This window comes from Tsukamurella sputi (assembly GCF_007858445.1).
GTDB lineage: Bacteria > Actinomycetota > Actinomycetes > Mycobacteriales > Mycobacteriaceae > Tsukamurella > Tsukamurella sputi.
The window spans coordinates 506,121-532,740 of sequence record NZ_VIGV01000002.1 but is presented as its reverse complement, the minus strand read 5'-3'; the positions used below and the strand labels follow the sequence as shown (position 1 = coordinate 532,740).

General features: G+C 69.9%; 25 protein-coding genes. 16 read left to right on the top strand and 9 right to left on the bottom strand.

What is annotated here, in order from left to right; all coding sequences use genetic code 11:
- Positions 1–91: 91 nt before the first annotated feature.
- Entirely contained in the window at positions 92–1,114 is a 1,023-nt protein-coding gene (locus tag FK268_RS07775) for a TerC family protein (RefSeq protein WP_146432815.1), read from the top strand.
- On the opposite strand, the gene FK268_RS07770 is transcribed toward FK268_RS07775, so the two are convergent.
- Positions 1,115–1,840 carry a putative protein N(5)-glutamine methyltransferase gene (locus FK268_RS07770; RefSeq protein ID WP_146432813.1) on the bottom strand — a complete coding sequence of 242 codons (726 nt, stop codon included), beginning with the start codon at positions 1,838–1,840 and terminating at the stop codon, positions 1,115–1,117.
- Positions 1,841–2,031: 191 nt separating this feature from the next.
- On the opposite strand from FK268_RS07770, the gene pgsA reads away from it, so the two are divergent.
- From pgsA to FK268_RS07735, 8 genes are all read left to right on the top strand, one after another.
- Entirely contained in the window at positions 2,032–2,610 is a 579-nt protein-coding gene (gene pgsA / locus FK268_RS07765; protein ID WP_231706975.1) for a CDP-diacylglycerol--glycerol-3-phosphate 3-phosphatidyltransferase, read from the top strand.
- Entirely contained in the window at positions 2,597–3,100 is a 504-nt protein-coding gene (locus FK268_RS07760) for a CinA family protein (RefSeq protein WP_146432811.1), read from the top strand. The genes pgsA and FK268_RS07760 overlap by 14 nt, the downstream gene beginning before the upstream one ends.
- A gap of 28 nt (positions 3,101–3,128) precedes the next feature.
- Complete coding sequence (locus tag FK268_RS07755) at positions 3,129–3,404, top strand: helix-turn-helix domain-containing protein (protein WP_146432809.1); 276 nt, start codon at positions 3,129–3,131, stop codon at positions 3,402–3,404.
- A gap of 162 nt (positions 3,405–3,566) precedes the next feature.
- Positions 3,567–4,376 carry a PspA/IM30 family protein gene (locus tag FK268_RS07750; RefSeq protein WP_146432807.1) on the top strand — a complete coding sequence of 270 codons (810 nt, stop codon included), beginning with the start codon at positions 3,567–3,569 and terminating at the stop codon, positions 4,374–4,376.
- Positions 4,377–4,404: 28 nt separating this feature from the next.
- On the top strand, positions 4,405–5,274 hold the full coding sequence (gene pspM / locus FK268_RS07745; RefSeq protein ID WP_146432805.1) for a phage shock envelope stress response protein PspM: 870 nt from the start codon (positions 4,405–4,407) through the stop codon (positions 5,272–5,274).
- 124 nt (positions 5,275–5,398) lie between these two features.
- A complete protein-coding gene (locus FK268_RS24645) occupies positions 5,399–5,569 on the top strand; it encodes a hypothetical protein (protein WP_166443461.1) in 171 nt (56 codons plus the stop codon).
- Positions 5,570–5,632: 63 nt separating this feature from the next.
- Positions 5,633–6,775 (top strand): glycosyltransferase, encoded by a 1,143-nt coding sequence (locus tag FK268_RS07740; protein WP_146432803.1) that lies wholly within the window; start codon positions 5,633–5,635, stop codon positions 6,773–6,775.
- 9 nt (positions 6,776–6,784) lie between these two features.
- Complete coding sequence (locus FK268_RS07735) at positions 6,785–6,976, top strand: DUF3046 domain-containing protein (protein WP_146432801.1); 192 nt, start codon at positions 6,785–6,787, stop codon at positions 6,974–6,976.
- A gap of 63 nt (positions 6,977–7,039) precedes the next feature.
- Here the strand turns inward: FK268_RS07735 and FK268_RS07730 are convergent, their stop codons facing one another.
- The gene (locus tag FK268_RS07730) at positions 7,040–10,180 is read right to left on the bottom strand and encodes an arabinosyltransferase domain-containing protein (RefSeq protein WP_231706974.1); all 3,141 of its coding nucleotides are present in this window, start codon (positions 10,178–10,180) and stop codon (positions 7,040–7,042) included.
- A 173-nt stretch (positions 10,181–10,353) separates the two neighbouring features.
- Here FK268_RS07730 and FK268_RS07725 point away from each other — a divergent pair, with 173 nt between their 5' ends.
- From FK268_RS07725 to FK268_RS07705, 5 genes are all read left to right on the top strand, one after another.
- Entirely contained in the window at positions 10,354–13,938 is a 3,585-nt protein-coding gene (locus tag FK268_RS07725; RefSeq protein WP_146432797.1) for an indolepyruvate ferredoxin oxidoreductase family protein, read from the top strand.
- Between the two features lie 79 nt (positions 13,939–14,017).
- Positions 14,018–14,830 (top strand): methyltransferase domain-containing protein, encoded by an 813-nt coding sequence (locus tag FK268_RS07720; RefSeq protein ID WP_146432795.1) that lies wholly within the window; start codon positions 14,018–14,020, stop codon positions 14,828–14,830.
- Positions 14,831–15,174: 344 nt separating this feature from the next.
- Positions 15,175–16,224 (top strand): recombinase RecA, encoded by a 1,050-nt coding sequence (gene recA, locus FK268_RS07715; RefSeq protein ID WP_146432793.1) that lies wholly within the window; start codon positions 15,175–15,177, stop codon positions 16,222–16,224.
- Between the two features lie 6 nt (positions 16,225–16,230).
- Complete coding sequence (locus FK268_RS07710; RefSeq protein WP_146432791.1) at positions 16,231–16,839, top strand: regulatory protein RecX; 609 nt, start codon at positions 16,231–16,233, stop codon at positions 16,837–16,839.
- Positions 16,840–17,126: 287 nt separating this feature from the next.
- Positions 17,127–17,501, top strand: coding sequence for a VOC family protein (locus FK268_RS07705; RefSeq protein WP_146432789.1), 375 nt, complete (start codon positions 17,127–17,129; stop codon positions 17,499–17,501).
- A gap of 3 nt (positions 17,502–17,504) precedes the next feature.
- On the opposite strand, the gene FK268_RS07700 is transcribed toward FK268_RS07705, so the two are convergent.
- From FK268_RS07700 to FK268_RS07680, 5 genes are read right to left on the bottom strand one after another with little or no spacing between them, the layout of a single operon-like run.
- Positions 17,505–18,416 carry a glutamate ABC transporter substrate-binding protein gene (locus tag FK268_RS07700; RefSeq protein WP_146433447.1) on the bottom strand — a complete coding sequence of 304 codons (912 nt, stop codon included), beginning with the start codon at positions 18,414–18,416 and terminating at the stop codon, positions 17,505–17,507.
- Positions 18,417–18,472: 56 nt separating this feature from the next.
- Positions 18,473–19,420 (bottom strand): amino acid ABC transporter permease, encoded by a 948-nt coding sequence (locus FK268_RS07695; protein WP_146432787.1) that lies wholly within the window; start codon positions 19,418–19,420, stop codon positions 18,473–18,475.
- Positions 19,417–20,097: an amino acid ABC transporter permease gene (locus FK268_RS07690; RefSeq protein WP_146432785.1), complete on the bottom strand. Its 681-nt coding sequence runs from the start codon at positions 20,095–20,097 to the stop codon at positions 19,417–19,419. Before FK268_RS07690 ends, FK268_RS07695 begins: the two co-directional genes overlap by 4 nt.
- Positions 20,094–21,308, bottom strand: coding sequence for a transporter substrate-binding domain-containing protein (locus FK268_RS07685; protein WP_146432783.1), 1,215 nt, complete (start codon positions 21,306–21,308; stop codon positions 20,094–20,096). Before FK268_RS07685 ends, FK268_RS07690 begins: the two co-directional genes overlap by 4 nt.
- Positions 21,308–22,036, bottom strand: coding sequence for an amino acid ABC transporter ATP-binding protein (locus tag FK268_RS07680; RefSeq protein WP_146433445.1), 729 nt, complete (start codon positions 22,034–22,036; stop codon positions 21,308–21,310). The genes FK268_RS07685 and FK268_RS07680 overlap by 1 nt, the downstream gene beginning before the upstream one ends.
- 145 nt (positions 22,037–22,181) lie before the next feature.
- Between FK268_RS07680 and miaB the strand changes: the two genes are divergently transcribed.
- Both miaB and FK268_RS07670 read left to right on the top strand, forming a co-directional pair.
- Positions 22,182–23,693 (top strand): tRNA (N6-isopentenyl adenosine(37)-C2)-methylthiotransferase MiaB, encoded by a 1,512-nt coding sequence (miaB, locus tag FK268_RS07675; RefSeq protein ID WP_146432781.1) that lies wholly within the window; start codon positions 22,182–22,184, stop codon positions 23,691–23,693.
- Positions 23,694–23,751: 58 nt separating this feature from the next.
- The gene (locus tag FK268_RS07670) at positions 23,752–24,378 is read left to right on the top strand and encodes an Rv2732c family membrane protein (protein WP_231706972.1); all 627 of its coding nucleotides are present in this window, start codon (positions 23,752–23,754) and stop codon (positions 24,376–24,378) included.
- 4 nt (positions 24,379–24,382) lie between these two features.
- On the opposite strand, the gene FK268_RS07665 is transcribed toward FK268_RS07670, so the two are convergent.
- Positions 24,383–25,216 (bottom strand): AAA family ATPase, encoded by an 834-nt coding sequence (locus tag FK268_RS07665; protein ID WP_193560250.1) that lies wholly within the window; start codon positions 25,214–25,216, stop codon positions 24,383–24,385.
- A gap of 20 nt (positions 25,217–25,236) precedes the next feature.
- Positions 25,237–26,619: a DUF349 domain-containing protein gene (locus FK268_RS07660; RefSeq protein ID WP_231706971.1), complete on the bottom strand. Its 1,383-nt coding sequence runs from the start codon at positions 26,617–26,619 to the stop codon at positions 25,237–25,239.
- Position 26,620: the final 1 nt, after the last annotated feature.

The window sequence follows — 26,620 nt, the reverse complement described above, 5'->3', positions numbered from 1 at the left end:
GTCAACACGGTGGGTCGATATCCACCCGGGCGCGCCGGACCCGCAGGTCGGGTCGGGAGAGACCTCCGGATTCTTACCGGAGGTGTATGCAATGCATGTTTCCGCTGTCGTCTGGGTCGTCTCGATCCTGGTCGTTCTCGGGCTGTTCGTCTTCGACTTCTTCAGCCACGTGCGCACGCCGCACGAGCCCTCACTGAAGGAATCCGGCTTCTGGTCGGCGGTGTACATCGGCATCGCGGTCCTGTTCGGACTCGGCGTGTGGGCGGTGTCCGGGCCGAAGTACGGCGGGGAGTTCTTCGCCGGATTCGTGACCGAGAAGGCGCTCTCGGTGGACAACCTGTTCGTCTTCGTCATCATCATGGCGAAGTTCGCGGTGCCCCGGATCTACCAGCAGAAGGTGCTGCTCATCGGCATCGTCCTGGCGCTGGTGATGCGTGCCGGGTTCATCGCCGTCGGTGCCGCCGCGATCTCCACCTACTCGTGGGTGTTCTACATCTTCGGCGCGTTCCTGCTGTACACGGCCGTCAAGCTGGTCCGCGAGGCGGCGTCCGACGCGGGGCCCGTCGAGGACGAGAAGGAGCGCGAGGGCCGCGTCGCCCGGCTCTTCAAGAAGATCGTCCCCACCACGGAGCACTACGACGGTGACCGCCTCGTCACGCGCATCGACGGCAAGAAGGTCGCGACGCCGCTGCTGCTGGCTCTGGTGGTGATCGGCTTCACTGACGTGCTCTTCGCCCTCGACTCGATCCCGGCGATCTACGGTCTCACCCAGGAGCCCTACCTGGTGTTCATGGCGAACGCCTTCGCGCTCATGGGGCTGCGCCAGCTGTACTTCCTGATCGGCGGACTGCTCGACCGTCTGGTGTACCTCTCCTACGGACTGTCGATCGTGCTCGGCTTCATCGGCGTCAAGCTGGTGCTGCACGCGCTGCACGAGAACACCCTGCCCTTCATCAACGGCGGTCAGCACGTCGCGGTACCGGAGATCTCCACCGGCCTCTCGCTGTCCGTGATCCTGGGCGTCCTGGTGATCACGACAGTGGCGTCGCTGGTGAAGTCGAAGCGCGACGGCGAGCAGGCCCTCGTCGACAAGGACGCAGGCTCCGGTGAGTGATCAGGGCATGACGCCGACGGCCACCGTGGCCTGGCGGTCGTCGTCGATCTCGATGTGTGTCAGCAGGCCCACGGCGCGCAGCGCGGCCACCGTGTAGGTGGCCTGTTGACGCCCGGTCTCGATGAGCACCCGGCCGCCGGACCGCAGCCAGCGCGGCGCGTCCATGGCGATGCGCCGGTGCAGGGTCAGGCCGTCGGGCCCGCCGTCCAGGGCCCGGTGCGGCTCGTTGTCGCGGGCCTCCGGCGGCATCGTCGCGATGGCCGCGGTGGGGACGTAGGGGGCGTTCGCCGCGATCACGTCGACGGTGCCGCGCAGGGCGCCGGGCAGCGGGGCGAACAGGTCCCCGACCAGCACCGTCGCATCGGGCGCGTTGCGCGCGGCGTACTCGGCGGCGGTGCGGTCGATGTCCACGGCGTAGGTCTTGGCGGCGGCCGAGGTCGCGGCCACCGGCCCCGCGCCGCAGCACAACTCGACCAGCACGCCGGTACCGTCGGCCAACTCGGACAACAGCTCGGTCCGGCGGCGGGGCACGAAGACCCCCGGACCGACGGTCAGCCGACGGCCCCGGAACTCCACCCAGCCCAGGAGGTGCTCGAGCGGTTCGCCGGCGCATCGTCGGCGGACGAGGGCTTCCAAGTCGGGGCCGGACGCGGCGCTCTCCAGCAGTTCGGCCTCGCGTTCGGCGAAGGCGCAGCCCGCCGCCCGCAGCTCACCGATCACGTTCACCGGAGGAGTCAATCATGGTTGGGCGTGATTCACCACACTCACAACACCCCGGTGAGGGCTGGTTCATGGTGTGCCAGTGAGGGTGTGATCGGTTGAATACCGGAGACCGGCGGTACCGCCGGGAGGGGCCGCCGCGAGAGAAACCGTAGCGCGCAGAGCCGCGGATTACGCCTACCGATAGGCTGATCGACGTGAGTGCAACGGACGGCGTGCAGCCCGCGAGCACACCTGTCTCGAACGTCAACGTCGCGAACGGGTTGACGGTGCTCCGGATCGTACTCGTCCCCGTCTTCCTCGCGGCGCTGTTCGTCGACGGTGGTCATTCCACGACCTGGCGCTGGATCGCCTTCGCGATCTTCGCGGCCGCCATGATCACCGACCGGGTGGACGGGCAGATCGCGCGCCGCTACGGCTTGATCACCAACTTCGGCAAACTCATGGACCCCATCGCCGACAAGGCGCTCACCGGTGCCGCCTTCGTGGGGCTGTCGGTGCTGGGGGAGTTGCCGTGGTGGGTCACGCTGGTGATCCTGGCCCGGGAGTTCGGCATCACGGCGTTCCGCTTCGCGGTGATCCGCGACGGCGTGATCCCCGCGAGCCGCGGTGGCAAGCTCAAGACCCTGCTGCAGACCCTCGCGATCGGCCTGTACCTGATGCCGCTGCCGTCGTGGATGGACCTGCCCAGTCAGATCCTGATGGGCGCCGCCGTCATCGTCACGGTCGCGACCGGTGTCGACTACCTGCTCAGCTGGTGGCGTGGCCGCAAGTGAGGCTGCGCGCCTCGTAGCCGCGCTCGCCGAGCGCGGTGAGACTGTCGCGTCCGCCGAGTCGCTCACGGCGGGCCTGTTCGCCGCGACGATCGCCGACGTCCCGGGCGCGAGCGCCGTGCTCCGCGGCGGCCTCATCGTCTACGCGACCGACCTCAAGGCGAGCCTGGCGGGTGTCCCGTCGAACGAGTTGGAACGCAACGGACCCGTCCACCCGGACACCGCCCGCGCGCTGGCCGACGGTGCGCGGACGCGCTGCGGCGCCGACTGGGGCGTCGGCCTGACCGGCGTCGCCGGCCCCACGGAGCAGGACGGCGTGCCTGTGGGCACCGTCCACCTGGGGCTTTCCGGGCCGTCGGGCACCACGGTCACCACGCTGCGGCTCGACGGTGACCGTGCCGCCGTCCGTCGGGGCGCGGTCGAGGCCGCGCTGCGGGAACTGATCGAGCGGGTTTCGGCGAATCGGGAACCATCTGGGCCCGCCCCGCGTTGACTGGACAGATACCAATACGGAGGTGAGCATGGCTCTACTGCTTCGCGAGGCGATCGGCGAGAACCTGCGCAAGACCCGGGTGCGCCAGAGTCGCACGCTGCGGGACGTGTCCTCGGCGGCCCAGGTCAGCCTCGGCTACCTGTCGGAGGTCGAGCGCGGCCAGAAGGAGGCGTCCAGCGAGCTGCTGGCCGCCATCTGCGGCGCGTTGGCGATCGACGTGGCCGATGTGGTGGCGCAGGCCAGCGTGTCGATGCGCCCGATCCCCACGATGGTGATCCCCGCGCCGGCCCTCGCCGCGGCCTGACCCCGGACAACGGTTCCGCGGATTCGGGGTTTTCCCCGAACCCGCGGATCAGGGCGGCGCGACGGTGCCTTTTCCCGATAGATTGGTAAGCACGAGTCCGGCGTCGCCGGGCGGCCGGACGTGGATTCGGCGATGGACGTTCCGAGTGGAGGAGAACTGACGATGGCTAACCCGTTCGTCAAGGGGTGGCACTACCTGATGGCGCTGTTCAACGCCAAGATCGACGAGAACGCCGATCCCAAGGTCCAGATCCAGCAGGCGATCGAGGATGCGCAGCGGCAGCACCAGGCCCTCTCGCAGCAGGCCGCCGCCGTGATCGGCAACCAGCGCCAGCTCGAGATGAAGCTGAATCGTCAGCTCGCCGAGGTCGAGAAGCTGTCGGCCAACACCCGTCAGGCCGTGCAGCTCGCCGACCAGGCCACCGCCGCCGGTGACGTGGCCAAGGCCACCGAGTACACCAACGCTGCCGAAGCCTTCGCCGCGCAGCTGGTGACCGCGGAGCAGAGCGTCGAGGACCTCAAGGGACTGCACGACCAGTCGCTGCAGGCCGCCGGCCAGGCCAAGCGCGCCGTCGAGCAGAACGCCATGCAGCTGCAGCAGAAGCTCGCCGAACGCACCAAGCTGCTCAGCCAGCTCGAGCAGGCGAAGATGCAGGAGCAGGTCTCGGCGTCGCTCAACCAGATGGGCCAGCTCGCGGCTCCGGGCAACACCCCGAACCTGGACGAGGTGCGCGAGAAGATCGAGCGCCGCTACGCCAACGCTCTCGGCTCCACCGAGCTCGCGCAGAACTCGGTGCAGGGCCGCATGATGGAGGTCCAGCAGGCCACCGTCCAGATGGCGGGCCACTCGCGGCTCGAGCAGATCCGCGCGTCGATGCAGGCCAGCGGCCAGATCCAGGGTGCCCCGGCGGCGCCGCAGGCCGCTCCCGCTCCGCAGACCCCGCAGCAGGCGCCCAACCCGGGTCAGCAGTAGCACTGCGGCAGGACGACGAGAAGGAACCATGACCGACCAGCGAGGCCGCTACCGCACCGATTTCTCGGCGGTGGCGGCCTCCGCCGGTCGCATGGCCGCCTCGGCGATCACCGCGGCATCCACCGCCATGGAGACCGCCGCCCGCGCCGCCGACGAGGCGCGCGACAAGGCCGCCCGCCGGAAGGATCCGAAGGCGGCGCACCAGCGCTCCATCAAGCAGGCCCGCTACAGCGTGAACAGCTGGGCGGCCACCACCTCCACGTCCGCGGTCGTCGCCGTCGGCGGTTTCGCGGCGGCCGCGCCCGTCGTGGGCGGTACCGCCACCGCCGTCACCGCGCTCATCGCCGTGCCGGCCGGCTACGCCGTGCGCAAGCTGCACCGGCTGCGTCGCACCCCGCCGCCGCCCCGGACCTACGCCCGTCGCGCCGTCCCGGGCCGCTCGTCGGCCCTCCACGGACCCGTCCGCGCCCTCGCCGACGCCGAGCAGGAGTTCCTGGCGCTCATGTCCGTGCTCACCCGCTCCGGTGCGCTCCCGCCGGACTCGCTGAGCGAGCTCGACGACGACGCCGAAGCCTCGGCCGACGCGATCGTCGCCTACGCCGAGCAACTCGTCGACCTCGAACGGGTCGTCGCAGGCGGCGGTGGCTCCGCCGCGTACCTCCGCGAGACCTTCGACGAGGGCCTCGCGAGCCTGGACGAGGGTGTAGACGCCTACCGCGAGATGGTGCGGTCGGCCGCCATGACGGTGGCGGCGGCGCGCCGGTCACTCGGCTCGCCCGCCCGGTTCGACGAGCTCAGCTACGCCACGCCCCGCCTGCAGGAGACCGCCGAGCGGCTGCGCGCCTGGGCCTACGGCATCGCCGCGCTGCCGCCCGTGCCGGATCCCCACAGGTGGTGACCAGCCCTCGGGGTTAACCCCCAAATACCCCTGAAACCGCAGTTCAGCGCGTGACTTCCACGCTCTCGCAGGGGCAGTATGGAAGACGAAAGGCTCATCCGAAAGCTCCCGAAAGGTGCACCCAATGTTCTGGAAGATCCTCGGCGCCATCGTCGCCGTCTGGCTCGTACTGATGGTGGCCTCGGCGATCATCAAGTCCCTGTTCCCGCTCGCGATCATCGCGCTGGTGATCATCGGTATCGTCACGGTGGTCAAGTGGCTGAGCTCGGGGAAGAAGACCCCGAGCACGTTCTAGCGGGGCTCCTCCCGCGTACGTCCCACCGCGGGGCGTACCGACGGCTCTGAAGAAGGAGTGCGGGTGCGCGTAGCGATCGTCGCGGGATCCGAGGCCGGGCATGCACTGCCCGGCCTCGCGCTCGCTCTCCGCCTGAACGGTGCCGGTCACGAGTCCGTCGTCTTCACCGGACGGCAGTGGCGCGACGTCGGTGCGCGGTACGGCGTCGACACCCGGGAGCTCCCGGGCCTGGCCGCGCGGCCGGGCGACGACGACGGCGACGCCGGATCCAAGATCCACGGTCGCGCCGCGTACATCGCCACCTGTGTTCTTCCCGACATCGAGGACTTCCGCGCCGACCTCGTGGTGGCGGACATCCTCACCCCCGGCGGCGGCATGGCCGCGGAACTCCTCCGCGTCCCCTGGCTGGAACTGAGCCCGCATCCGCTGTACTTGCCGTCGAAGGGCCTCCCGCCGATCGGCTCCGGCCTCGCACCCGCGCAGACTCCCCGGGAGCTGCTGCGCGACGCGGTGCTCCGCGCCTTCACCGCGCGCGACATCCGCAACGGCCACCGTCAGCGCGCGGAGGCGCGCGCCGGGATCGGACTGCCGGCCCACGACATCGGCCCCGCGGGGCGGCTCGTCGCCACCATTCCCGCCCTCGAAGTCCCCAGGCCGGATTGGCCGGCGCGCACGCACCTCGTCGGGCCCCTGACTCTGGAGCCGACGGACGATCCGTGCCCCGTGCCCGACGGTGCCGGCCCGCTGGTGATGGTGGCCCCGTCGACGGCGGCGACGGGGGAGCAGAACCTCGCCGAGGTCGCCGTCGAAGCGCTCCGGGACCAGGGCGTGCGACTCGCGGTGAGCGGACTCAACCCGCCCGCCTTCGACGAGCCCTGGGTCGCCAGCGGCTTCGGCCGTCAGGACGGTCTCGTCGCCCGCGCCGACGCCGTGATCTGCGGCGGCGGCCACGGCATGCTCACCAAGGCGCTCACGGCCGGTAAGCCGGTCGTCGTCGTGCCCGGCGGCGGGGATCAATGGGAGCTCGCGAACCGCGTCGCGCGACAGGGGAGCGGCGTCCTCGTGCGTCCCGCGACCGCCGACGCGATCCGCGCGGGCGTGCGCCGCGTCCTCGACGAGCCCTCGTTCGCGCGCGCCGCGCGGACCGCCGCCCGGAGCGCGCACCGCGTCGCCGACCCGGTGCTCGTCTGCGAGGCCTATCGGTAGCCTGGAGCGGTGCGCCTCACCGACTTCCGCGAACTGCTCTACGCCGAGTTCGGCACCCTGCGTGGCGATACCCTGATGCGCGATCACCGGCTCCCCGACTACGGCGTCACCGGTGATCAGGCCATCGAATCCGGTGTCGACCCGCGCGACGTGTGGCGGGCGTTGTGTTCCGAGTTCGACGTCCCCCGGTCCCGCTGGTAGCCGGGCTGGCGCCGGGCGCGTGCCCTGTGCCCGGACCCCGATGTTCCGAGGTCCCGCTGGTGACTACTCCTGCGGCGTCGGGCCCGGCGACCACAGGCCGGAGCGCGTGACCTCCGTCCGGCCCAGCTGTGCCGCGGGCGCGTCGACGTAGGGCACGTACCGCTCCAGCGCGCCCCACTCCCGGCCCCAGTCGTGGTTCAGGTAGGTCGGCACCGTCTGCGCCTTGGCGAGTAGCAGTGCCCAGCCCAGCGGACCGCCGGCATCGCCGCCCTGCCACGTGGTGGTGGCCGCGGCCGCGAGATCCCGCTCGGGCAGGATCCGCCACATGGGCTGCTCCGCGACGCCGCCGTTCTCGCGCCACTGCCGCTGGCAGGGGAAGCCGATGCCGGCGCCCCAGTCGACCAGCGTCGGATCGTCGCCCAGGAGCTCCTGCAGCGTCTCGAGCTTCGGCGCGCGCGGCGGCGTGTAGGCCACCCAGGTGTTCTCCGACGGTGCCGTGATCGTCGCGCGCACGCGCACGGCGGTCGCGCCCGCGGGCACGGTCTCCGCCGGGACGCGCAGGTTGCGCCAGGCGGGGGCCGGGCCGATGTCGATCGGCGTGACCGCGCCGTTCGGAGTGATGGTCCCGGTGCCCGAGCCGAACTCCAGCTGCAGGTCCCCGGGGCCGAAACGGCCGGCGACGCTGATCGTCAGCAGTCTGTCGATCCCGCCGGCGGGCAGCGCGTACCAGCTGGAGATCGCGCGCGCGGAGTGCTGGGGGCCGGTCTGACGGCTGCCCACCATCGGCACGCGGGCGGGGTCGAGGCCGAAGGGCAGGGCCGCGGTCGAGCCGTTGACACCGGGCCGGTCCAGCGTGCCGCCGCCGGTGCCGCCCGTGTTCGACGGGGTGTTGTCGGCGTCGCCGGTGCGCACCAGGTCGGCCGCGCCGCGCGAACTCGAGCTGAGGCTGCCGGCGATGCCGTTCGGTGTGAAGTTGGCGTTCAGTTCGCCGACCAGCGGGTCGGGCGCCGCGCCGATCGGCGCGAGGACGCCGGCGGTCGCATCGCGCTCGACGAGGACCTCGTCGGCCATGCCGCAGGGCTGGCCGACGAGCGAGCGCAGGTTCTGCTGGCCGTACGAGTACGCGGGCCGCTGGATCATGATCGACGCCACGTTGGTGGCACCGATCATGGCGATGATCAGCGTCGCGACCAGGGTGATCGGGGTCGCGAATCCGGGCAGTCGGCCGGCGATCTCCGGCATTCGCGGGGACCAGCCGGTCACGTGCACCACGAGTGCCGCGCCGAGCAGCAGCACCGTGAGCGCGCCGAAGACGGTCGCGATCGAGACACCCGCGACGGTCGGCGCCGCGCCGCCCCACGGGATGCCGAAGTTGCCCGGGTAGAACCAGCCGTTGGTGGTCTCGAACGCCAGCGTCGCACAGCCTGCGACCGCGGCGAGCGCGAGCAGGCGGAACTGCGGGCGACGGATCGTGCGCGGACCGACGGCGACGACCGCGATCGCCGCGACCATCGCGCCCAGCGTCGCGAAGGCGCCGAAGTGGTGGGTCCACTTGGTGGGGTTGAACGCCATGACCAGCAGCGAGACGCCGATCGCGGCGACCACGCGGCGCGCGGGTCCGGTGGCGATGCCGGGGATCCGCCGCCGCCACAGCAGCAGCGTCCCGACGATGACGGATCCGAGGAAGAGGGCGAGCATCGCGAACCGTCGGGCCACGGAACCGTTGGGGTTCTGCTGGAACAGGGCCTCGTACCGGATGATCTCGCGGTGCCAGGGCTCGCTCGGCCCGACGTCGCCGAGGAGCTTGGTGGACTGCAGCATCTCGACGAGGCCGTGATCGGCGAAGACCAGGAAGAGCACCGACGCTCCGGCAGCCGCGAGCGTGAGCAGCGTCGCGGCGTAGCCGTTGGCCTTCACGTGCGCGACGACGGCCTTCCACAGCGGCGCCGCCGCGACGAGGAAGACGACGAACGCGAAGCTGCCCGTGGGGGCTGCGGAGAGGGTGAGCCCGGCGACGACCAGACCGACGCCCGCGGGGGCGAGGCGCCGGGTCGCGATGCTGCGCTCGACCAGGCACCACGTCACGACGGTGCCGACCGCGACGATCGGCTCGGGGCGCAGGCCGGGGTTGTAGGTGAGCCAGAACAGGGTGAAGACGGCCGCCATGGCCCACAGCGCGCGCGAGTAGTCCGTCGGCGCGCGACGCTTGCTCAGCCCGAGCCGGGGCAGCACCTCGCGGGAGAGCAGGAACCAGGCGAGGATGCCCGAGAGCAGCGCCGGCAGGCGGAGCCAGGGGCTCGAGACACTCAGGTCCGCCATCCACGAGACGACGTAGAAGGGCATGCCGAAGGGCGCGTAGGGCGCGTCGTAGTAGCGGAAGACCTCGGGCATGTAGCCCGAGTGCGGCGCGGCCTTGATCATGCCCAGGATGTAGCCGTCGTCCGATGTGGGCGCCCCGACGATGTGCCAGGCCAGCAGGCTGCCGACGACCGCGACGTCGGCGAGGCGCACGTGCAGCCAGCGGCGGGGGAGCAGCCCGCCGCGGCGCCGGCCGTCGGCGCGGTCGAGCAGCGCCAGCGCGAACAGCGAGACGAGCACGCAGGCCACGCCGACGAGGATCGCGATGCCCTTGAGCACCGACGGCGACGAGGTGTAGCGCGAATCGACGTCGATCGTGAGCTTCGGCGTCGGGCCCTGCAGGTTCGCGGGCAGGTCCGAGAAGACGCCCACGACCTGCGGCCGGAGGTCGCCCCGGACATCGCCCTGACCGGAGATGCCGGTCGCCGCGGCGAAGGCGTGATCGGCGTCGACCGTGATCCGCAGGTCGCCGCACCGGCCCAGGTCGGCGCGGGGCACGGTGTGCACCAGCGCGCCGCGGGAGCGGACCGTCAGGGCCTCCCCGTCGACGGTGACGTACAGCCCGGTCGTGCGCGCCCGGTCCCCGGCGGGCGGGGGTGTCGTGGCCGCCAGCACCGTCTGCCTGTCCGACGGTGCCGCCGCCGCGACCGCGCACGGGATCGTGGCGTCCACCTGCAGCGGCTTGTACATCGTCAGCGGTGCGGTGACCGGAGCGAGTGAACCGGACTGCGGCCAATCGATCGTGACGGCGGTCTGCTTGATCGGCAGTAGGGGCGTCGCGATCGCGAGCACCAGGCCGATCAGGCCGGCCACGACGGCGGCGATCCGGGCGAGATGGAGGTTCACGATCAGTCAGGGTATCGGCCCGGACCGGCGGGTCCGGTCGGCACGCGGCGAGTCGCCCGGGACGGCTGTGAAATACGTCGTCTCTGCGGTTATGCTGTGACCACCGACACAGCCCGCGCTGCGTTCCGCCACCCCTGGAATGCGGCGCATTGAGAGAAAGCACGGTGGTTTCAGTGACCCTTGACGCCAATTCGCCGATCGAGAAGGCGCCCGGCAGTGCCGCCGCCGCGCAGGCCGGCCAGCACGACGCGGATCCCCGGGGCGGGCAGTCGGCCTCGGTCGAGTCCTTCTCCCTGGACGATCGGTACACGCGCGAAGAGGGCACGATCTACCTGACGGGCATTCAGGCCCTGGTGCGCATGGTGCGCGACCGGGCCCGCCTCGACCGCCGCCAGAATCTCACGACGGGCTCGTTCATCTCCGGCTACGAGGGCTCGCCGCTCGCGGGCTACGACCTGGAGATCGCCAAGCGCACGAAGTACCTCAAGGACTTCGACATCGTGCACCGCCCGGGTCTCAACGAGGAGCTCGCCGCCACGTCGGTCATGGGCTCCCAGATCGCGGCCCAGGTCGGGCACCTCGACCGCGGCCTCGACGGTGTCACGGGCTACTGGTACGGCAAGGCCCCCGGCCTCGACCGCGCCACCGACGCGCTGCGGCACGCCAACATGATCGGCACGCACCCGACGGGCGGCGCCGTCGCCCTCGTCGGCGACGATCCGGGCGCCAAGAGCTCGACGGTGCCGTGCGCCTCCGAGATGTCGCTCGCCGATCTCTACATGCCGATCCTCTACCCGGCCGATTCGCAGGACATCCTCGACCTCGGCGTGCACGCCGCGATCATGTCGCGCGTCTCGGGCCTGTGGACCTCGCTGAAGATCTCCGCCCACGTCGCGGACGGCTCGTCGACCGCCGACGTGCATCCCGATCGCATCCTGCCGGTCTACGGGGACCTGGGCACCAGCCCGCACGTCCCGTCGGGCCAGCTGCTGGGCGCGAAGCTGATGGAACTCGAGCAGAACCAGCTCACCGTCCGCATGCCCCGCGCCACCGAGTACGCCCGGATCAACCGGCTCAACCGGATCACGGTGCGCTCCGGCGACGACCGGATCGGCATCGTCTGCGCCGGTAAGACCTACCTCGACGTGCGCGAGTCCCTGCGGCTCATCGGCATCGAGGACGGCGACCTCAACCGCCTCGGCATCCGCATCCTCAAGATGGGCATGGTCTATCCCTTCGAGCGGCAGATCCTGCACGAGTTCATCGACGGGCTCGACGAGGTCATCGTGGTCGAGGAGAAGCGAGACTTCCTCGAGACGATGATGCGCGACATCCTCTTCCGCCACCCGGGCGCCCCGAACATCGTCGGCAAGGCCAACGAGGACGGCTCCACCCTGTTCTCGCGCTTCGGTGAGCTCGACGTGGACTCCGTCTCCCGCGGCCTCGCCTCGCGCCTGGCCCGCGTGCACAAGGTGCCCGCCGCGAAGGACTGGCTGGACCGCAAGGCCCAGGTGCGCACCCGCATCGAGCTGCCGCTGGCCGCGCGCAGCCCGTACTTCTGCTCGGGTTGCCCGCACAACACGTCCACCAAGGTCGCCGACGACACGCTCGTCGGCGCCGGCATCGGCTGCCACGCGATGGTGCTCCTGATGGACCCGCAGCAGGTGGGCGAGGTGACCGGCGTCAGCCAGATGGGCGGCGAGGGCGCGCAGTGGGTCGGTATGGCCCCCTTCGTGACCGAGAAGCACTTCGTCCAGAACATCGGCGACGGCACGTTCATGCACTCGGGCTCGCTGGCCCTGCGCCAGTCGGTGGCCTCGGGGGAGCGGATCACCTACAAGCTGCTGTTCAACGGCACCGTCGCCATGACCGGCGGCCAGGACCCGGTCGGCGAGATGACGCTGCCGCAGATCTGCACGCTGCTGCTCGCCGAGCGCGTCACCAAGGTCGTCGTCACCTCCGATGATCCCAAGCGCACCAAGGCGCTCGGCCTGCCCAAGGGCGTCGAGGTCCGCGATCGCGCCGACACCCTCGACGTGCAGCGCGAGCTGGCCGAGGTCGCCGGCGTCACCGTGCTCGTGCACGATCAGCACTGCGCGGCGGAGAAGCGGCGCAAGCGCAAGCGCGGCAAGTACCCCACGCCGAACCAGCGCGTCGTGATCAACGAGCGGCTCTGCGAGGGCTGCGGCGACTGCGGCCAGAAGAGCAACTGCCTCTCGGTGCACCCGGTCGAGACGGAGTTCGGCCGCAAGACCCGCATCGACCAGAGCTCCTGCAACCTCGACTTCTCCTGCCTCAAGGGCGATTGCCCGTCGTTCGTGACGGTGACCCCGGGCGAGGTCGGCAAGGTGCGCAAGTCGGTGCCCGACATCACCGCCGACTCCATCCCACAGCCGAAGAAGGCCCGCCGCGAGGCGGACGGCATGGCCATCCGCGTCACCGGTATCGGCGGCACGGGCGTGGTCACGGTCTCGCAGATCATGGCCACGGCCACGGTGCTCGACGGACACTCGGCCCGCACCGTCGACATGACCGGTATGGCGCAGAAGGGCGGCGCCGTCGTCTCGGACATCAAGGTCTCCGCGACGTACGTCGATCAGGCCGCGAAGGTCGCCTCCGGCGACTGCGACGTGTACCTGTCCTGCGACAGCCTCGTCGGCGTCGACCCGGCGAACCTCAAGGTGGCCTCGCCCGAGCGCACCACCTCGATCGTCTCGACCACACAGGTGCCCACCGGCCAGATGGTGATCGACACGTCGGTGGGGTACCCGGATTCGCGGAGCATCCACGAGGCCATCGACCGGGCGTCGCTGCGCACCGTCTACCTCGATCCCGGCGACCTGACGCTGCAGCTGTTCGGTGACGAGCAGTACGCCAACCTGTTCATGGTGGGCGCTGCGTTCCAGACCGGCGCGCTGCCGATCAGCTCGGAGTCGCTCGAGCGGGCCATCGAGCTCAACGGCGTGGCCGTCGAGAAGAACCTGCAGGCCTTCCGCCGCGGCCGCCAGTCGGTCTCGGACCCGGCCGGCGTCAAGGCCGCGATCGACGCGTTGCACCCGATCCCGGCTCCGGCCCCGGTCAGCGTCTTCGCGCAGGGGCTCGTCTCGGTGCTCGACGGTGGCTCGGAGGAGCTGCTGCGCCAGGTCGGGATCCGGGTCGATGAGCTCGTCGCGTACCAGGACAAGGCCTACGCGCAGCGTTACGTCGACGACGTCGCCCGCGTCTTCCGTGCCGAGAAGGACTGGGGGGCGGAGGATCTCACGGCGGCCGTCGCGCACAACCTGCACAAGCTGATGGCCTACAAGGACGAGTACGAGGTGGCCCGGCTCTCGCAGGACGACGGCTTCGCGGCGCAGGTCGCCGACGAGTTCGGCGCCGACGCCAAGAAGGCGATCCGCCTGCACCCGCCGACGCTGCGCGAGATGGGCCTCAAGAACAAGCTCGCGCTGGGCGAGTGGGTGAACCCGGGGATGAAGACGCTGGCGAAGATGAAGCGCCTGCGCGGCACCAAGCTCGACTTCTTCGGCATGACCGAGATGCGCCGCATGGAGCGCACGCTCATCGCCGAGTACCGGGCGCTGGTGGGCCTCATGATCGCCGCCGCCGAGGGTGGTCGCGTCAGCGAGGCGCAGCGGAGCCAGGTCGTAGCGCTCGCCGAGCTGCCCGACATGGTCCGCGGCTACGAGTCGATCAAGACCGACAACGTGGCGAAGTACCGCGCCGCCGTACAGGCGCAGCTGCAGGCGTTGGGCTGGTAGCCCTCCGCCCCTCGTGTTCGACGGTGACCGTCCCTCCGCTCGGAGGGGCGGTCACCGTCGTTCCGGCTGGGATTCGGTTGTGGGCGGCAAGGGGAGTAGCTGGGCCGCAAGGATGTCCGGCGCTGATATCGGTGGATTCGTCGCATCATTGGACCGACAGGCGCGCATGGATGCGATTCGTTCGACGCGGCTGTGGGTTCGGGAGCGTCTGATGGTCGGCCCCGGGGCGACAGTGCTCGATGTCGGGTGCGGAACCGGCGATGAGCTGGGTGAGCTTGCCGGGCTTGTGTCACCCGGTGGTCGCGCTATCGGACTCGACGTGAACCCGCTCATGGTGGACGTCGCGCGACAGCGCCTGGCTGGAGTCACCGAAGCGTCCGTCCTGGTGGGCGAAGCAGCGGCGCTTCCCCTCGGGAACGCCGTGGTCGACGCGGTGGTCTGTGAGCGAGTTCTTCAGCACGTCCGCCATTCGCCTGTTGACGCCGTCCGGGAATGTGCGCGGGTCGTGCGGGACGGCGGGATCGTCGCGGTGACCGATTCGGACTGGTCGAGCCTGGAGGTGCTCGTCGCCGACGATGAGCAGGCGACCAGTACATTGCTCGAGGTCAGGGCTCGTGTTCGGCTCCCGTTCACGGATCACCAGGAGGTGGGCCGCCATCTCGCCGACCATCTCACCGGTGAGGGCCTCACCATCGTCGATCAGCGGGAGGCGGTGCTCGACGACTTCGCTCCGGAACTCGTGCGGGGTGTCAGCGCAGGGTTGAACGCCGCCGCTTCGGAGGTGTTGTCGGCGTCTGAACTCACTGATGTCCAGAGACTCCTCGACGCAGCCCTCGCGAGAGGAGCGCTGCGCATCGCAGTGCGGTTCTACGCCGTCGTCGCCCGGCGCTAGCCGTTCCGCCCGCTTCGGGTCCTCTCCGCCCTCAACCCTCACCTCATGTCGATGGTCAACCGGAGCGGCGAAAGCGACGTCAGGGCGGAGAACTGCAGGTCGAGTGCGTGATGTGACGGCGCTTGGATGGTCACGAGGGCGGGTCCCGGCGTGTCGCGCGTTCGATGCTTGCTTCGAACGCAGGTTCGCCTATAGTCGACGGTGTTCGACGTGAAAGTGAGCCGGCGAGAGCGCGCCCGATGCGGATGCGAAAACTTGTCAGACGGTCCCTCTAACGTCCGTAGCAACAGTAGAACCCAGCGCCGCGGCTGGTACCAGCCTCGGCCCGAAGGACGGAGAGTCCCATGGCACCTGCGGCACCGGATCGCGATAAGGCCCTCGAGCTGGCCCTCGCACAGATCGACAAGAACTACGGCAAGGGCTCCGTCATGCGCCTCGGAGACGAGGTGCGCCAGCCCATCGCCGTGATCCCGACCGGCTCCATCGCGCTGGACGTGGCGCTGGGCATCGGCGGTCTTCCGCGCGGTCGCGTCATCGAGGTCTACGGCCCGGAGTCCTCGGGTAAGACCACGGTCGCGCTGCACGCGGTGGCCGAGGCGCAGGCCAACGGCGGCATCGCCGCCTTCATCGACGCCGAGCACGCGCTCGATCCCGACTACGCCGCGAAGCTGGGGGTCGATACCGATGCCCTGCTCGTCTCCCAGCCCGATACCGGTGAGCAGGCGCTGGAGATCGCGGACATGCTGATCCGTTCCGGCGCGCTGGACATCATCGTGATCGACTCGGTGGCGGCCCTGGTACCCAAGGCCGAGATCGAGGGCGAGATGGGCGATAGCCACGTCGGCCTGCAGGCCCGCCTCATGAGCCAGGCGCTCCGTAAGATGACCGGTGCCCTGAACAACTCGGGCACCACGGCCATCTTCATCAACCAGCTGCGCGAGAAGATCGGCGTCATGTTCGGCTCGCCCGAGACCACCACGGGCGGTAAGGCGCTGAAATTCTACGCCTCGGTGCGTCTGGACGTGCGCCGGATCGAGACGCTCAAGGACGGCACCGATGCCGTGGGTAACCGCACCCGCGTCAAGGTCGTCAAGAACAAGGTCTCCCCGCCGTTCAAGCAGGCCGAGTTCGACATCATCTACGGCCAGGGCATCAGCCGCGAGGGCTCCATCATCGACATGGGCGTCAACGAGGGCTTCATCCGCAAGTCCGGCTCCTGGTACACGTACGACGGTGACCAGCTGGGCCAGGGCAAGGAGAACGCCCGTAAGTTCCTGGTCGAGAACCCGGACGTGCGCGACGAGATCGAGAAGCGCATCAAGGAGAAGCTCGGCGTGGGGGCCGACGTCACTGCCGAGGCCGACGAGATCGCTCCCGCACCCGTCGACTTCTAAGTCGCGATGTCGGACTACGCCGACGATGAGGTCGTCTCGCGCGGCCGGCGCCGTGGGCGCCGCCCGCGCGACGGCAGTGAGGCGGGCGGTGATGATCGGCAGCAGGTCGATCAGGATCCGGCCAAGCGGGAGGCGCTGGCCCGGGACCTGATCTACCGCGCTCTCGGGATGCGCGATCATTCGCGGGCCGAGCTGCGCAACAAACTCGCGCGGCGCGGTTTCGACGAGGAGCTCACCGAGCGGATGCTCGACAAGTTCGTCGACGCCGGGCTGATCGACGATGCCGCGTTCGCGCAGCGCTGGGTGCAGTCCCGCCACCAGTTCTCCGGCCGCGGCCGGCGGGCCCTGGCGCAGGAGCTCCGCACCAAGGGCGTCGGTGACGAGGAGGCATCCGCAGCACTCGACACCGTCAGCCGCGAGGACGAGCGGGAGCGCGCCGCGGAACTGGTGGCGCGCAAGCTCGCCCGCGTCCAGGTCCCGGAAGACCGGACGGACCGGGACAAGCTCACGCAGCGGCTGGTCGGCATGCTCGGGCGCCGTGGCTATCACCCGTCGCTGGCGCTGTCCGTCGTGCTCGACGCGATCCGCGAGAAGGCCGACGCGCAGCAGGAGTAGCCGCGCGACTCGAGTACGACGTCGCGGTCGCGCACAACAACCATGGGAGCGATCCCACGCGAAGTGAAGCCCTCGGAGATCACTCCGGGGGCTTCGCTGTGCGCATCACCCGATAGGCCCACGGTCTGGCCCGGGGGAGCGGCACCGGGTATCGTCCACTGTCATGACTGCCGGAACGGCCTCGCGCCACGCACGGACGGGTGATCCGGCGAACGGTTGACCGCGCGCTCTCCGCCGCTCGGAATCAGGCGACACACCATCCCGATTCCGAACCCGAAGGAGACATCATGCCGGCACGTTTCAACCACACCATCATCTTCGCCGCGGACAGCGCCGAGTCCGCAGCGTTCTACCGCGACTACCTCGAGGCGCGCCCCGTCGAGTCCTGGGGACCGTTCACCAACCTCGAGATCGAGGACGGCGTCCTGCTGCAGATCGCGGCGCCGCCGATCGACATCCAGCCGCAGCACTACGCCTTCCTGCTCGACGACGACCACTTCGACCGCGCCTACGCGCTCGTCACCGAGCGTGGAATGGACCACGCCGCAGACCCGTTCTGGAAGGAGCCCGGCCGGATCAACCACGGCCACGGCGGGCGCGGTGTCTACCTCCGCGACCCCGCAGGGCACGGCATCGAGCTGCTCACGAGCCCGTACCTGTGACGGTCAGCGCGCCGCGCACGGCGCGCTCGTCGCGGTGAGGAAGCCGAGGTCGCCGAGGCCCGCCACCAACCGGTCCGGACCGCCGTCGCGGTCGACGGTTCGCGCGGCCTCCTGATCGCCGACGGACCGTCGCAGGGCCCTTTCCCACTCGCCCGATTCGAGCATCCCGCGCAGAGCGGCGTTGATCGCATCGCGGGCGGCGTCATCGCCGCGGGCCAGCCCGATGCCGTACCGCTCGACGGAGAACGGCCCACCCGCGGCCCGCAGCCGCCCACCGACGCAGGTGTCCTTCGGCAGTGTCATGTCGACGAGGCGGAACGCCGACGGGCGCTGTGCGGCGAAGCCGGCGAGGATCACCTCGTCGGTGGTGACGGCGTCCACGATGCGGCGGGTGAGGGCGTCGACGCACGCTGAGTAGGTGTCACGTTCCGTGACGCGGACACCGGGCAGGAGGGCGGTGACGGCGCGTGCCGACGTCGAGCCGGTCACCGCACACAGGGCGCGGTCCTTCCCGAGGTCGGAGACCGTGCGGACGGCGGCCTCATCGCCGCGTACCAGCAGTCCCTGGCGCGTCGTGAGGTACGGCCCCGCGAACGAGACGACGTCCGCACGGTCTCCGTCGATCGAGTACGTCGCGACGATCGCGTCCACCTCGCCCTTGCCGATCAGGTCCTCACGCTGCGACGTCGGGCTCTCACGCCACGTGATCCGGGGCTCGCCCTTGCCCCGCGCGGCCGCGATCGCCCTGAGCACGTAGCGAGCCACGTCGATGTCGAAGCCGGAGTAGGCACCGTCGGTCCCGCGGAGCCCGAGGCCCGGCTGATCCGCCTTGACGCCGATGAGGACCGCACCGTCGTCGATGGACCGCAGCAGACTGCGCGGCCCCGGCCCCGAACACGCGCAGAGCGCGGCCATGAGCACCGTGATCAGTGCCAGGGCCGCGCTCGCGCGGGGTCGGGAGGGCACGGCGGTCAGTCGCCGTAGTCCTGCCGCAGATCCTTGTGCTTCGGATCCGGATGCGTGGTCTCCATGACCTCCTTGGACATGAGCCCGGGTTCCGGCAGCGCGTGCGGGGTGTCGACGATCAGCTTCTTCTTGCGACCCTCACGCAGGTTCTTCTCGATGTTCGACGCGAGTGCCGAGAGACCGAAGTTGATGAGGATCATGATGATCGCGACGACGATCAGCGAGGGGATCACGTTGCCCCACTCGTTGCCCGCCTGGATGCCGGACTTGACGACCTCGACGTAGCCGATCTGGTAGCCGAGCGCGCTGTCCTTGAGCGCGATCACCATCTGCGAGATCAGGGCCGGCAGCATCGCGGCCACGGCCTGCGGCAGCAGGATCAGCCGCATGGTCTGGGTCTTGCGCAGGCCCAGCGCCTTCGCCGCCTCGAACTGGCCCTGCGGCAACGAGTTGATACCCGACCGCAGGATCTCGGCGATCACCGAGCCGTTGTAGAGGGTGAGGCCGAAGACCACCGCGAAGAAGGCGATGTAGTCCGAGGTGAACACCTTGTACACGCCGAAGACGATGTACAGGAAGTAGATCAGGATCAGCACCGGGATCGCGCGGAAGAACTCCACGATGGCGCCCGTCGCCCAGCGCACCGACCGGTGGTCGGAGAGCCGGCCGATACCGAGGAAGGCGCCCATGATCATCGCGAGGACGATCGACGCCAACGCGGCCTTGAAGGTGCCCCACAGGCCCGGGAGGATGTACGTCCCCCAGTAGTTGGTATCGACGAAGGGCTCGAGCTTCTCCTTGTCGAACTGGCCGTTCGCGGCGAACGCCGTGATGACCCAGGCGAACAGGGCCACCAGCACCACGATGAAGACCACCGCGATGATGTTGTTGCGCACCCGGGCCTTGGGGCCCGGCGCGTCGTAGAGGACGGTGGACGTGGACTTCGCGCTCATCGCTTCACCGCCAGTCGCTTGGCGAAGTAGCCGAAGACGGCTCCCTCGAGGAGTGTGATCACCATGAAGCAGGCCGCGAAGATCACGAAGATGAGGATCAGCTGATCACTGTGCAACTCGAGCTGCTCCTTCATCAGCAGCGCCGCCTCACCGACTCCGATGATCGACGCGATCGTGGTGTTCTTGGTCAGCGCGATGAGCACGCTGCCCATCGGGGCGATCACCGCGCGGCCGGCCTGCGGCAGCACGATGAGCTGGAAGACCTGCATGAACGACAGGCCCAGCGAGCGGGCCGCCTCGGCCTGGCCGAGCGGGACGGTGTTGAACCCCGACCGCAGCGTCTCGCACACGAAGGTGGCGGTGTAGACGATGAAGCCGATGACGGCCAGCCAGAAGTTGTTGTTCGCGGTGAAGTCGGCGTTGTTCGGCGCCAGCGCGAGGCCCATGTTCTGGTACAGGCCCAGGGACAGGAACAGGATGATCAGCGTGAGCGGCGTGTTCCGGACGATGTTGACGTACCAGGTGCCGAAGGTCCGCATGGCGGGCACGGGCGAGACCCGCATGCCCGCGAGGACGGTGCCCCAGATCGTGGCACCGATCGCCGAGAAGAAGGTGAGCTTGATGGTCACCCAGAACGCCGGCCACAACTGTGGCCCGAGGTCTTCCCACATGGTCATGCACCTGCCTTCGCGCACCAGGTCCGCTGATCGGCCTGCGGTGCCGTCACGGGCTTGCCGTCGGTCACCAGGGGCTTCCCGTCGGGACCGTTGAGCGGAACCTCCTTCGGAAGCAACCACGTCTGATCGCCGGGCACCGCCACGAGGACCGACTTCGGCTTACCGCCCTCGACGGGGCGGCCCTGGTCGATCATCGTGTTCGCGTACTCACCCAGGTTCGCGCGCAGCGCCTTGAACAGTTCGTTGTCGGGGTTGGCGTAGGCCAGTCCCGTGAAGGTGGCGACCGCCGATGCGGGGACCACGCACGTCGGAACCGAGGGCACGGCCTCCGCGTCGTACGTGGCGGCGCCCTGCTCTCCGAGCATCATCTGTCGCAGCGCCCTGTTCACCGCGCTCAGCGCCTCCGCGTCACCCTTGCGCAGGCCGATGCCGTAGCGCTCGGTGGAGAACTGGTCGCCCTTCTTCTTCTCGGTCTTGGTGCCCGTGCTGCTGGTCAGGGTCACGTCCTTCGGGTAGGTCATCGGGACGATGTCGAACTCGCCCGGGTACTTGGCCTGGAAGCCGGCGAGGATCGTCGCGTCGGTGGTGAGCGCATCCAGCACACCGCGGCGCACGCCCTCCACGCACGAGGCGTAGCCGTCGTACTGCTGGAGCTGGACGTTCGGCAGGGCGGCCTTGACGTTGATCGCCGAGGTCGAGCCGGACACCGAGCACAGCTTCCGCCCCGAATTGAGGTCCTCGAGGCTCTTGATCGGGTTCGCGGTCTTCTTGCTCACGAGCAGCGCCTGGTACGTGGTCAGGTACGGACCGGCGAAGGTGACCTTCTTGGTGCGGGCGGCGCTGATCGAGTAGGTCGCGGCGATCATGTCGACCTCGCCGTTCTCGATCATCCGCTCACGCAGGGGAGACGGGGTCTCCTTCCACGTGATCTTCGGCTCGGACCAGCCGTTGTTCTTCGCGATCTGCTTGATCACGAACTCCGAGACGTCCACGTCGGAGCCGGAGTGCGACTTGTCGGGGTTGCGGTTGGCGAGGCCGGGCTGGTCGTACTTGGTGCCCAGCACCACGTCGCCGTTCTTGATCGAGGCCAGCAGGCTGCGCGGGGTGTCCGTGCCGCACGCCGACAGGAGGGGGACGGTCACGAGGGTGGCGGCGAGGGCCGCGAAGGCGCCTCGCCACCGTCGGGTTCGGGTGCTCTGCGGTGATGTCATCAGTGCCCCAGGATCTTGCCGAGGAAGTCCTTGGCGCGGTCCGACTTCGGTGCGGTGAAGAAGGACTCGGGATCGGTGTCCTCGACGATCTCGCCGTCGGCCAGGAACAGGATGCGATCGGCGGCCTTGCGCGCGAAGCCCATCTCGTGGGTCACGCAGACCATCGTCATGCCCTCCTTGGCGAGGCCGACCATGACGTCGAGCACCTCGTTGACCATCTCGGGGTCGAGCGCGGAGGTGGGCTCGTCGAAGAGCATGACCTTCGGGCCCATCGCGAGCGCGCGGGCGATGGCGACGCGCTGCTGCTGGCCTCCGGAGAGCTGCGCCGGGTATTTGTCCTTCTGGGCGACGATGCCGACCCGGTCGAGCAGCTCGAGGGCGCGCTTCTCGGCGTCGGCCTTGCTCTGCTTGCGGACCTTCAGTGGGCCGAGCGTGACGTTGTCGAGGATCGTCTTGTGGGCGAAGAGGTTGAACGACTGGAAGACCATGCCGACCTCGGCGCGCAGGTTCGCGAGTCCGCGGCCCTCCTCCGGCAGGAGCGCACCGTCGATCTTGATCGAACCGGAGTCGATCGGTTCGAGGCGGTTGATGGTGCGGCACAGGGTCGATTTGCCCGAACCGGACGGGCCGAGCATCACCACCACCTGGCCCTTGGGGACGGTCAGGTTGATGTTCTTGAGCACGTGGAGGTCGCCGAAGTGCTTCTCCACTGATTCGATCTCGATCATCGGAGCGGAGCCTGTGGGCTCGTTCGCGGGAGTGGTCATTGCCCGAGCCTAGGAGTTCGGACGTTTCGATCACGTTAAGTCGGGCGGATTGGTGCCGGAAATCTGTGGACCGGGGTGATTTGCCATCGCCGATTATCCTGGTGACGTGATCGACGCAGCCCCCGCCCACCGAACGTACGAGGTCCGCACCTACGGGTGCCAGATGAACGTGCACGATTCCGAGCGCCTCTCGGGCCTGCTCGAGGACGCCGGGTACGTGCGCGCCGACGGTGGCGAGCAGGCCGATCTCGTGGTCTTCAACACCTGTGCCGTGCGGGAGAACGCCGACAACAAGCTGTACGGCAACCTCAGTCACCTCGCCCCGATCAAACGGGAGCGGCCCGGGATGCAGATCGCCGTCGGCGGCTGCCTCGCGCAGAAGGACCGCGGCACCGTCGTGAAGAAGGCCCCGTGGGTCGACGTGGTCTTCGGCACGCACAACATCGGCTCGCTCCCGACACTGCTCGAGCGTGCCCGGCACAACGAGAAGGCCGAGGTCGAGATCAAGGAGGCCCTGGATGCCTTCCCGTCGACGCTGCCCGCGCGCCGCGAGAGCGCCTATGCCGGGTGGGTCTCGATCTCCGTCGGCTGCAACAACACCTGCACCTTCTGCATCGTGCCGAGCCTGCGCGGCAAGGAGGTCGACCGGCGCCCGGGCGACATCCTCGCCGAGGTGCAGGCCCTCGTCGACCAGGGTGTCTCCGAGGTCACGTTGCTGGGCCAGAACGTCAACGCCTACGGCGTCAACTTCGCCGACCCCGAGCTCGGGCGCGACAAGGGCGCGTTCGCCGACCTGCTGCGCGCCTGCGGACGGATCGAGGGCCTCGAGCGGGTGCGGTTCACCAGCCCGCACCCGGCGGAGTTCACCGACGACGTCATCGACGCGATGGCCGAGACCCCGAACATCTGCCCGCAGCTGCACATGCCGCTGCAGTCGGGGTCGGATCGCATCCTCAAGGAGATGCGGCGCAGCTACCGCAGCACCAAGTTCCTCGGCATCCTCGAGCGGGTCCGCGAGAGGATCCCGCACGCCGCCATCACCACGGACATCATCGTCGGCTTCCCGGGGGAGACCGAGGAGGACTTCCAGGCCACCCTCGACGTGGTCGAGAAGGCCCGCTTCAGCTCCGCGTTCACCTTCCAGTACTCGATCCGCCCCGGCACCCCCGCCGCCGACCTGCCGGACCAGCTGCCGAAGCACGTGGTGCAGGAGCGGTACATGCGGCTCATCGAGCTCCAGGAGCGGATCACGCTCGAGGAGAATCAGAAGCAGGTGGGTCGCACCGTCGAGCTGCTGGTCGCGCTCGGCGAGGGCCGCAAGGACGCGGAGACCAACCGCATGTCCGGACGCGCCCGCGACGGCCGGCTGGTGCACTTCACCGGGCGCGAGGGCATCCGGCCCGGCGACGTCGTCGAGGTGGAGATCACCGGCGCCGCTCCGCACCACCTGGTCGCCGACGCCGGTGTACTCAGCCACCGCCGCACCCGCGCGGGCGACAACGTCGAGGCCTCGATCACGCCGGTGACGGCGCCCGTCGGGGTCGGCCTGGGGCTGCCGCCCGTGGGCCGCCCGGAGCAGGCCGCGGCGCCCGCGTCGACGGGGTGCTCCACCTGCTGACCGTCTCTACGACGACCTGTAGGAGACAACCCCGCCCGCGGGGTGGACAATGGACGCCATGAACGCCGACAACGAGAATCCCCGGAGCGCCGAAGAGCTGGAGAGCCTGCGCACGCAGGTCGAGTCGGTCGAGCGCAAGCTCGCCGGTGAGTTCCAGGTCGGCCCGCGCATCCTGGTCGCGGCCATCGCGGTCGTCGCGGTGATCGGCTCGCTCGCCCTGCCGCACACCGGCTCGGTCACGGGCATCGAGATCATCACCGGCGATCCGCACATCCAGGGCAGCTCGTTGGTCATCGTCTCGAAGATCTTCGTCTGGCTCGAGGTGCTGTTCGGCATCTTCGCCTCCGGCGCGGCCCTGCTCACCCGCCGCTGGGTGCTGTCCGTGATCGCGGGCGCGGGATGCGGCGTCTCGATCGTCTTCGGCCTGCTGTCCGTCTGGTCGCGGCAGACCACCGGCCTGCACGGCGAGCCGCCCACGGGCGCCGGAGTCGGGCTCTACCTGGGCTGGGTCGCGATGATCGTGCTGGCCGTCGTGTGGAACAAGACGATCTGGGCCCGGACGCCCTACCAGCTGGCCGCGGAGCAGGACCGCCGCGACGCCGCGTCGCAGTGGGACGACTTCGCGCGGTCCAACCGGATCGGCAACCAGCCGCCGCGCCCGCAGCGACCCACCGATCAGGCCTAGCGGCTCAGTCCTCGCCGTAGATGCGGGCCCTCAGGCGCTGGATCAGGTCGCGCTCGTCCTCGGGTGCGACGGTGCGCCCGGGTTCCGTTTCCGGTCCGACGGTGCGGGTGACGAGTTCGCCGAGGTAGGTCTCGGGGTGGTCCAGGAAGCGCTGCCAGTGACGGACCAGCTCGAGGTCGCGCCACGCGGTGGGGGTGGGTCCGGACGGCGTCATCTCGACGATCTGCGCGCCGGGCAGGGCCGTCAGGACCGGGGAGTGCCTCGCGCAGATGATCTGCGAGCCGCTGTCGCGCAGCTGGCCGAACAGCGCGACGAGTCGCAGGCACGAGTGGAAGGACAGCGCCGACTCGGGCTCGTCGAAGACGTAGAAGCCCGGCTCGGTGAGCATCGCCTCGAAGATGCTGAAGAAGCCCTCGCCGTGGCTCTGGACGTCGACGTCGTCCCAGTAGCCGTAGTTCCCGCCGAACCGCTCGTTCATCTCGAGCACGGTCTCCGCGCGCAGGAAGAAGCCGTGCCGGCTGGTGCGTGGGCCGCGGCGCATCGCCAGCCCGCGGTGGGTCAGGCCGAGGATCAGTGCTTCACCCAGCGGTGTCTTCTCGGTGTCGAGGTTGCCGCCCAGAACGGCGGCCCGCCCGCCCCGCGCGTCGAGGCCGAACTGCTCCGCGACCGCCTCGACGAGGGTCGACTTGCCGGAGCCGTTCTCCCCGACGAGGAAGGTCACCGGTGCCGTCAGCGGTAGGACCGCGCCACCGATGAGGGGCGTGAGCGCGGGCACTTCCCGCACCCACCGTGGGAGCCCGGCACCGGCCGCGCCGACCGAGATCCGTTCGACGAACACCGTCCCGCCGTGGCGACCGGCTACCGGTCCTCGATGGCGCCCTCGGCCGCCTCTGCCCACTCGCGCCACTGCTGGGCCTGCTCGCGCAGACGCACGGCGTCCTTGGCCTTACCGGCCTTCTCCGCCTTCTCGGCCTGCTCCTCGAACTGGGCCACGCGGTCGCGGAACTGCGCGGCGCGGGCGGCGGCCTCGGGATCGGTACGGCGCCACTGGGTGTCGTCCGCGGCCTTGATCTTCTTCTCCAGCGCCCGGATCCCGGCCTCCAGCGAGCCCATCTGCTCGCGGGGCACCTTGCCGATCGCCTCCCACTTGTCCTGCAGCTCCCGCAGTGCCGCCTTCTGGGCGCCGAGGTTGGTCGCGGACTCGATACGGGGGGTGTACTCATCGAGGAGCGCCTGCTTCGCCTGCCCGTTCGCGGCGAACTCGGCGTCGCGCTCGCCGGCGGCGGCGTTACGGGCGGCGAAGAACTCGTCCTGGATGCCCTTGAACCGGGCCCACAGCGCGTCGTCGGTGTCGCGCGGCGCGCGACCGGCGGCCTTCCACTTCGCCAGCAGGTCGCGGAACTTCGCGGAGGTCTCGCCCCACGTGGTGTCGTTTTTGAGCTTCTCCGCCTCGGCGATCAGCTCCTCCTTGCGCGCCTTCGCGCCGGCGCGCTCGCGGTCGAGCTCCGCGAAGTGCGCGCCGCGGCGCTTGTTGAAGGCGTCGCGGGCCTTGGAGTAGCGCTTCCACAGCGCATCGTCGGTCTTGCGGTCGACGCCCTTGATCGTCTTCCACTCGTCCAGCAGCGCACGCATCCGGTCACCGGCGGTCTTCCACTGCGTCGCCTCGGCGGCGATCTGCTCGGCCTCGGCGGCGAGCGCCTCCTTGCGGGCGATGCCCTCCGAGCGGCTGCGTTCCCGGTCGGCCTGCGCGGTGACGATCGCGGTGTCCGCGCCCGTCAGGAGCGCCCCGACGCGGGAGGCGAGTGCGTCGAGATCACCGACGACCGCGGCGGTGGGGAGCGAATCGGCGATCTGCTGGGCCGCGTGGCGGATCTTCTTCGGGTCGCCGGTGCCGCTCGCGAGGCGCTCCTCGAGCACCTCGACCTCGGTCGCCAGCTCGTCGTACTTGCGGCCGTAGTGGGCGAGGCCCTCGGCGGACTCGCCGGCCTGCCACGACCCGACGGCGCGCTCTCCGCCGGAGGTCACCACGTAGACGGTGCCGTCCTCGTCGACCCGGCCGTGCTTGCTCGGATCGGACGCCGGCCGCACGCGCGGCGCGCTCTGCGCGGCGGCGGGGACGTGCGGGCGCGGGCCACCGGGCCGGGGGCCGGGGTGCGGCTTGGGGCCGGGCCGTGCGCCCGGGGTGGGCTTCGGGGCGGCGTTCTCGATCGCGGTCTCGGCGATCGGGTCGTTCTCGGCCACT

Excerpts from the sequence above, each read along its gene's own strand:
- FK268_RS07775 (WP_146432815.1), top strand. The coding sequence starts at position 92 with ATGCATGTTTCCGCTGTCGTCTGGGTCGTCTCGATCCTGGTCGTTCTC.
- FK268_RS07755 (WP_146432809.1), top strand. The coding sequence starts at position 3,129 with ATGGCTCTACTGCTTCGCGAGGCGATCGGCGAGAACCTGCGCAAGACC.
- FK268_RS07750 (WP_146432807.1), top strand. The coding sequence starts at position 3,567 with ATGGCTAACCCGTTCGTCAAGGGGTGGCACTACCTGATGGCGCTGTTC.
- pspM (WP_146432805.1), top strand. The coding sequence starts at position 4,405 with ATGACCGACCAGCGAGGCCGCTACCGCACCGATTTCTCGGCGGTGGCG.
- FK268_RS24645 (WP_166443461.1), top strand. The coding sequence starts at position 5,399 with ATGTTCTGGAAGATCCTCGGCGCCATCGTCGCCGTCTGGCTCGTACTG.
- recA (WP_146432793.1), top strand. The coding sequence starts at position 15,175 with ATGGCACCTGCGGCACCGGATCGCGATAAGGCCCTCGAGCTGGCCCTC.
- FK268_RS07710 (WP_146432791.1), top strand. The coding sequence starts at position 16,231 with ATGTCGGACTACGCCGACGATGAGGTCGTCTCGCGCGGCCGGCGCCGT.
- FK268_RS07705 (WP_146432789.1), top strand. The coding sequence starts at position 17,127 with ATGCCGGCACGTTTCAACCACACCATCATCTTCGCCGCGGACAGCGCC.
- FK268_RS07700 (WP_146433447.1), bottom strand. The coding sequence starts at position 18,416 with ATGGCCGCGCTCTGCGCGTGTTCGGGGCCGGGGCCGCGCAGTCTGCTG.
- FK268_RS07695 (WP_146432787.1), bottom strand. The coding sequence starts at position 19,420 with ATGAGCGCGAAGTCCACGTCCACCGTCCTCTACGACGCGCCGGGCCCC.
- FK268_RS07690 (WP_146432785.1), bottom strand. The coding sequence starts at position 20,097 with ATGACCATGTGGGAAGACCTCGGGCCACAGTTGTGGCCGGCGTTCTGG.
- FK268_RS07685 (WP_146432783.1), bottom strand. The coding sequence starts at position 21,308 with ATGACATCACCGCAGAGCACCCGAACCCGACGGTGGCGAGGCGCCTTC.
- FK268_RS07680 (WP_146433445.1), bottom strand. The coding sequence starts at position 22,036 with ATGATCGAGATCGAATCAGTGGAGAAGCACTTCGGCGACCTCCACGTG.
- FK268_RS07670 (WP_231706972.1), top strand. The coding sequence starts at position 23,752 with ATGAACGCCGACAACGAGAATCCCCGGAGCGCCGAAGAGCTGGAGAGC.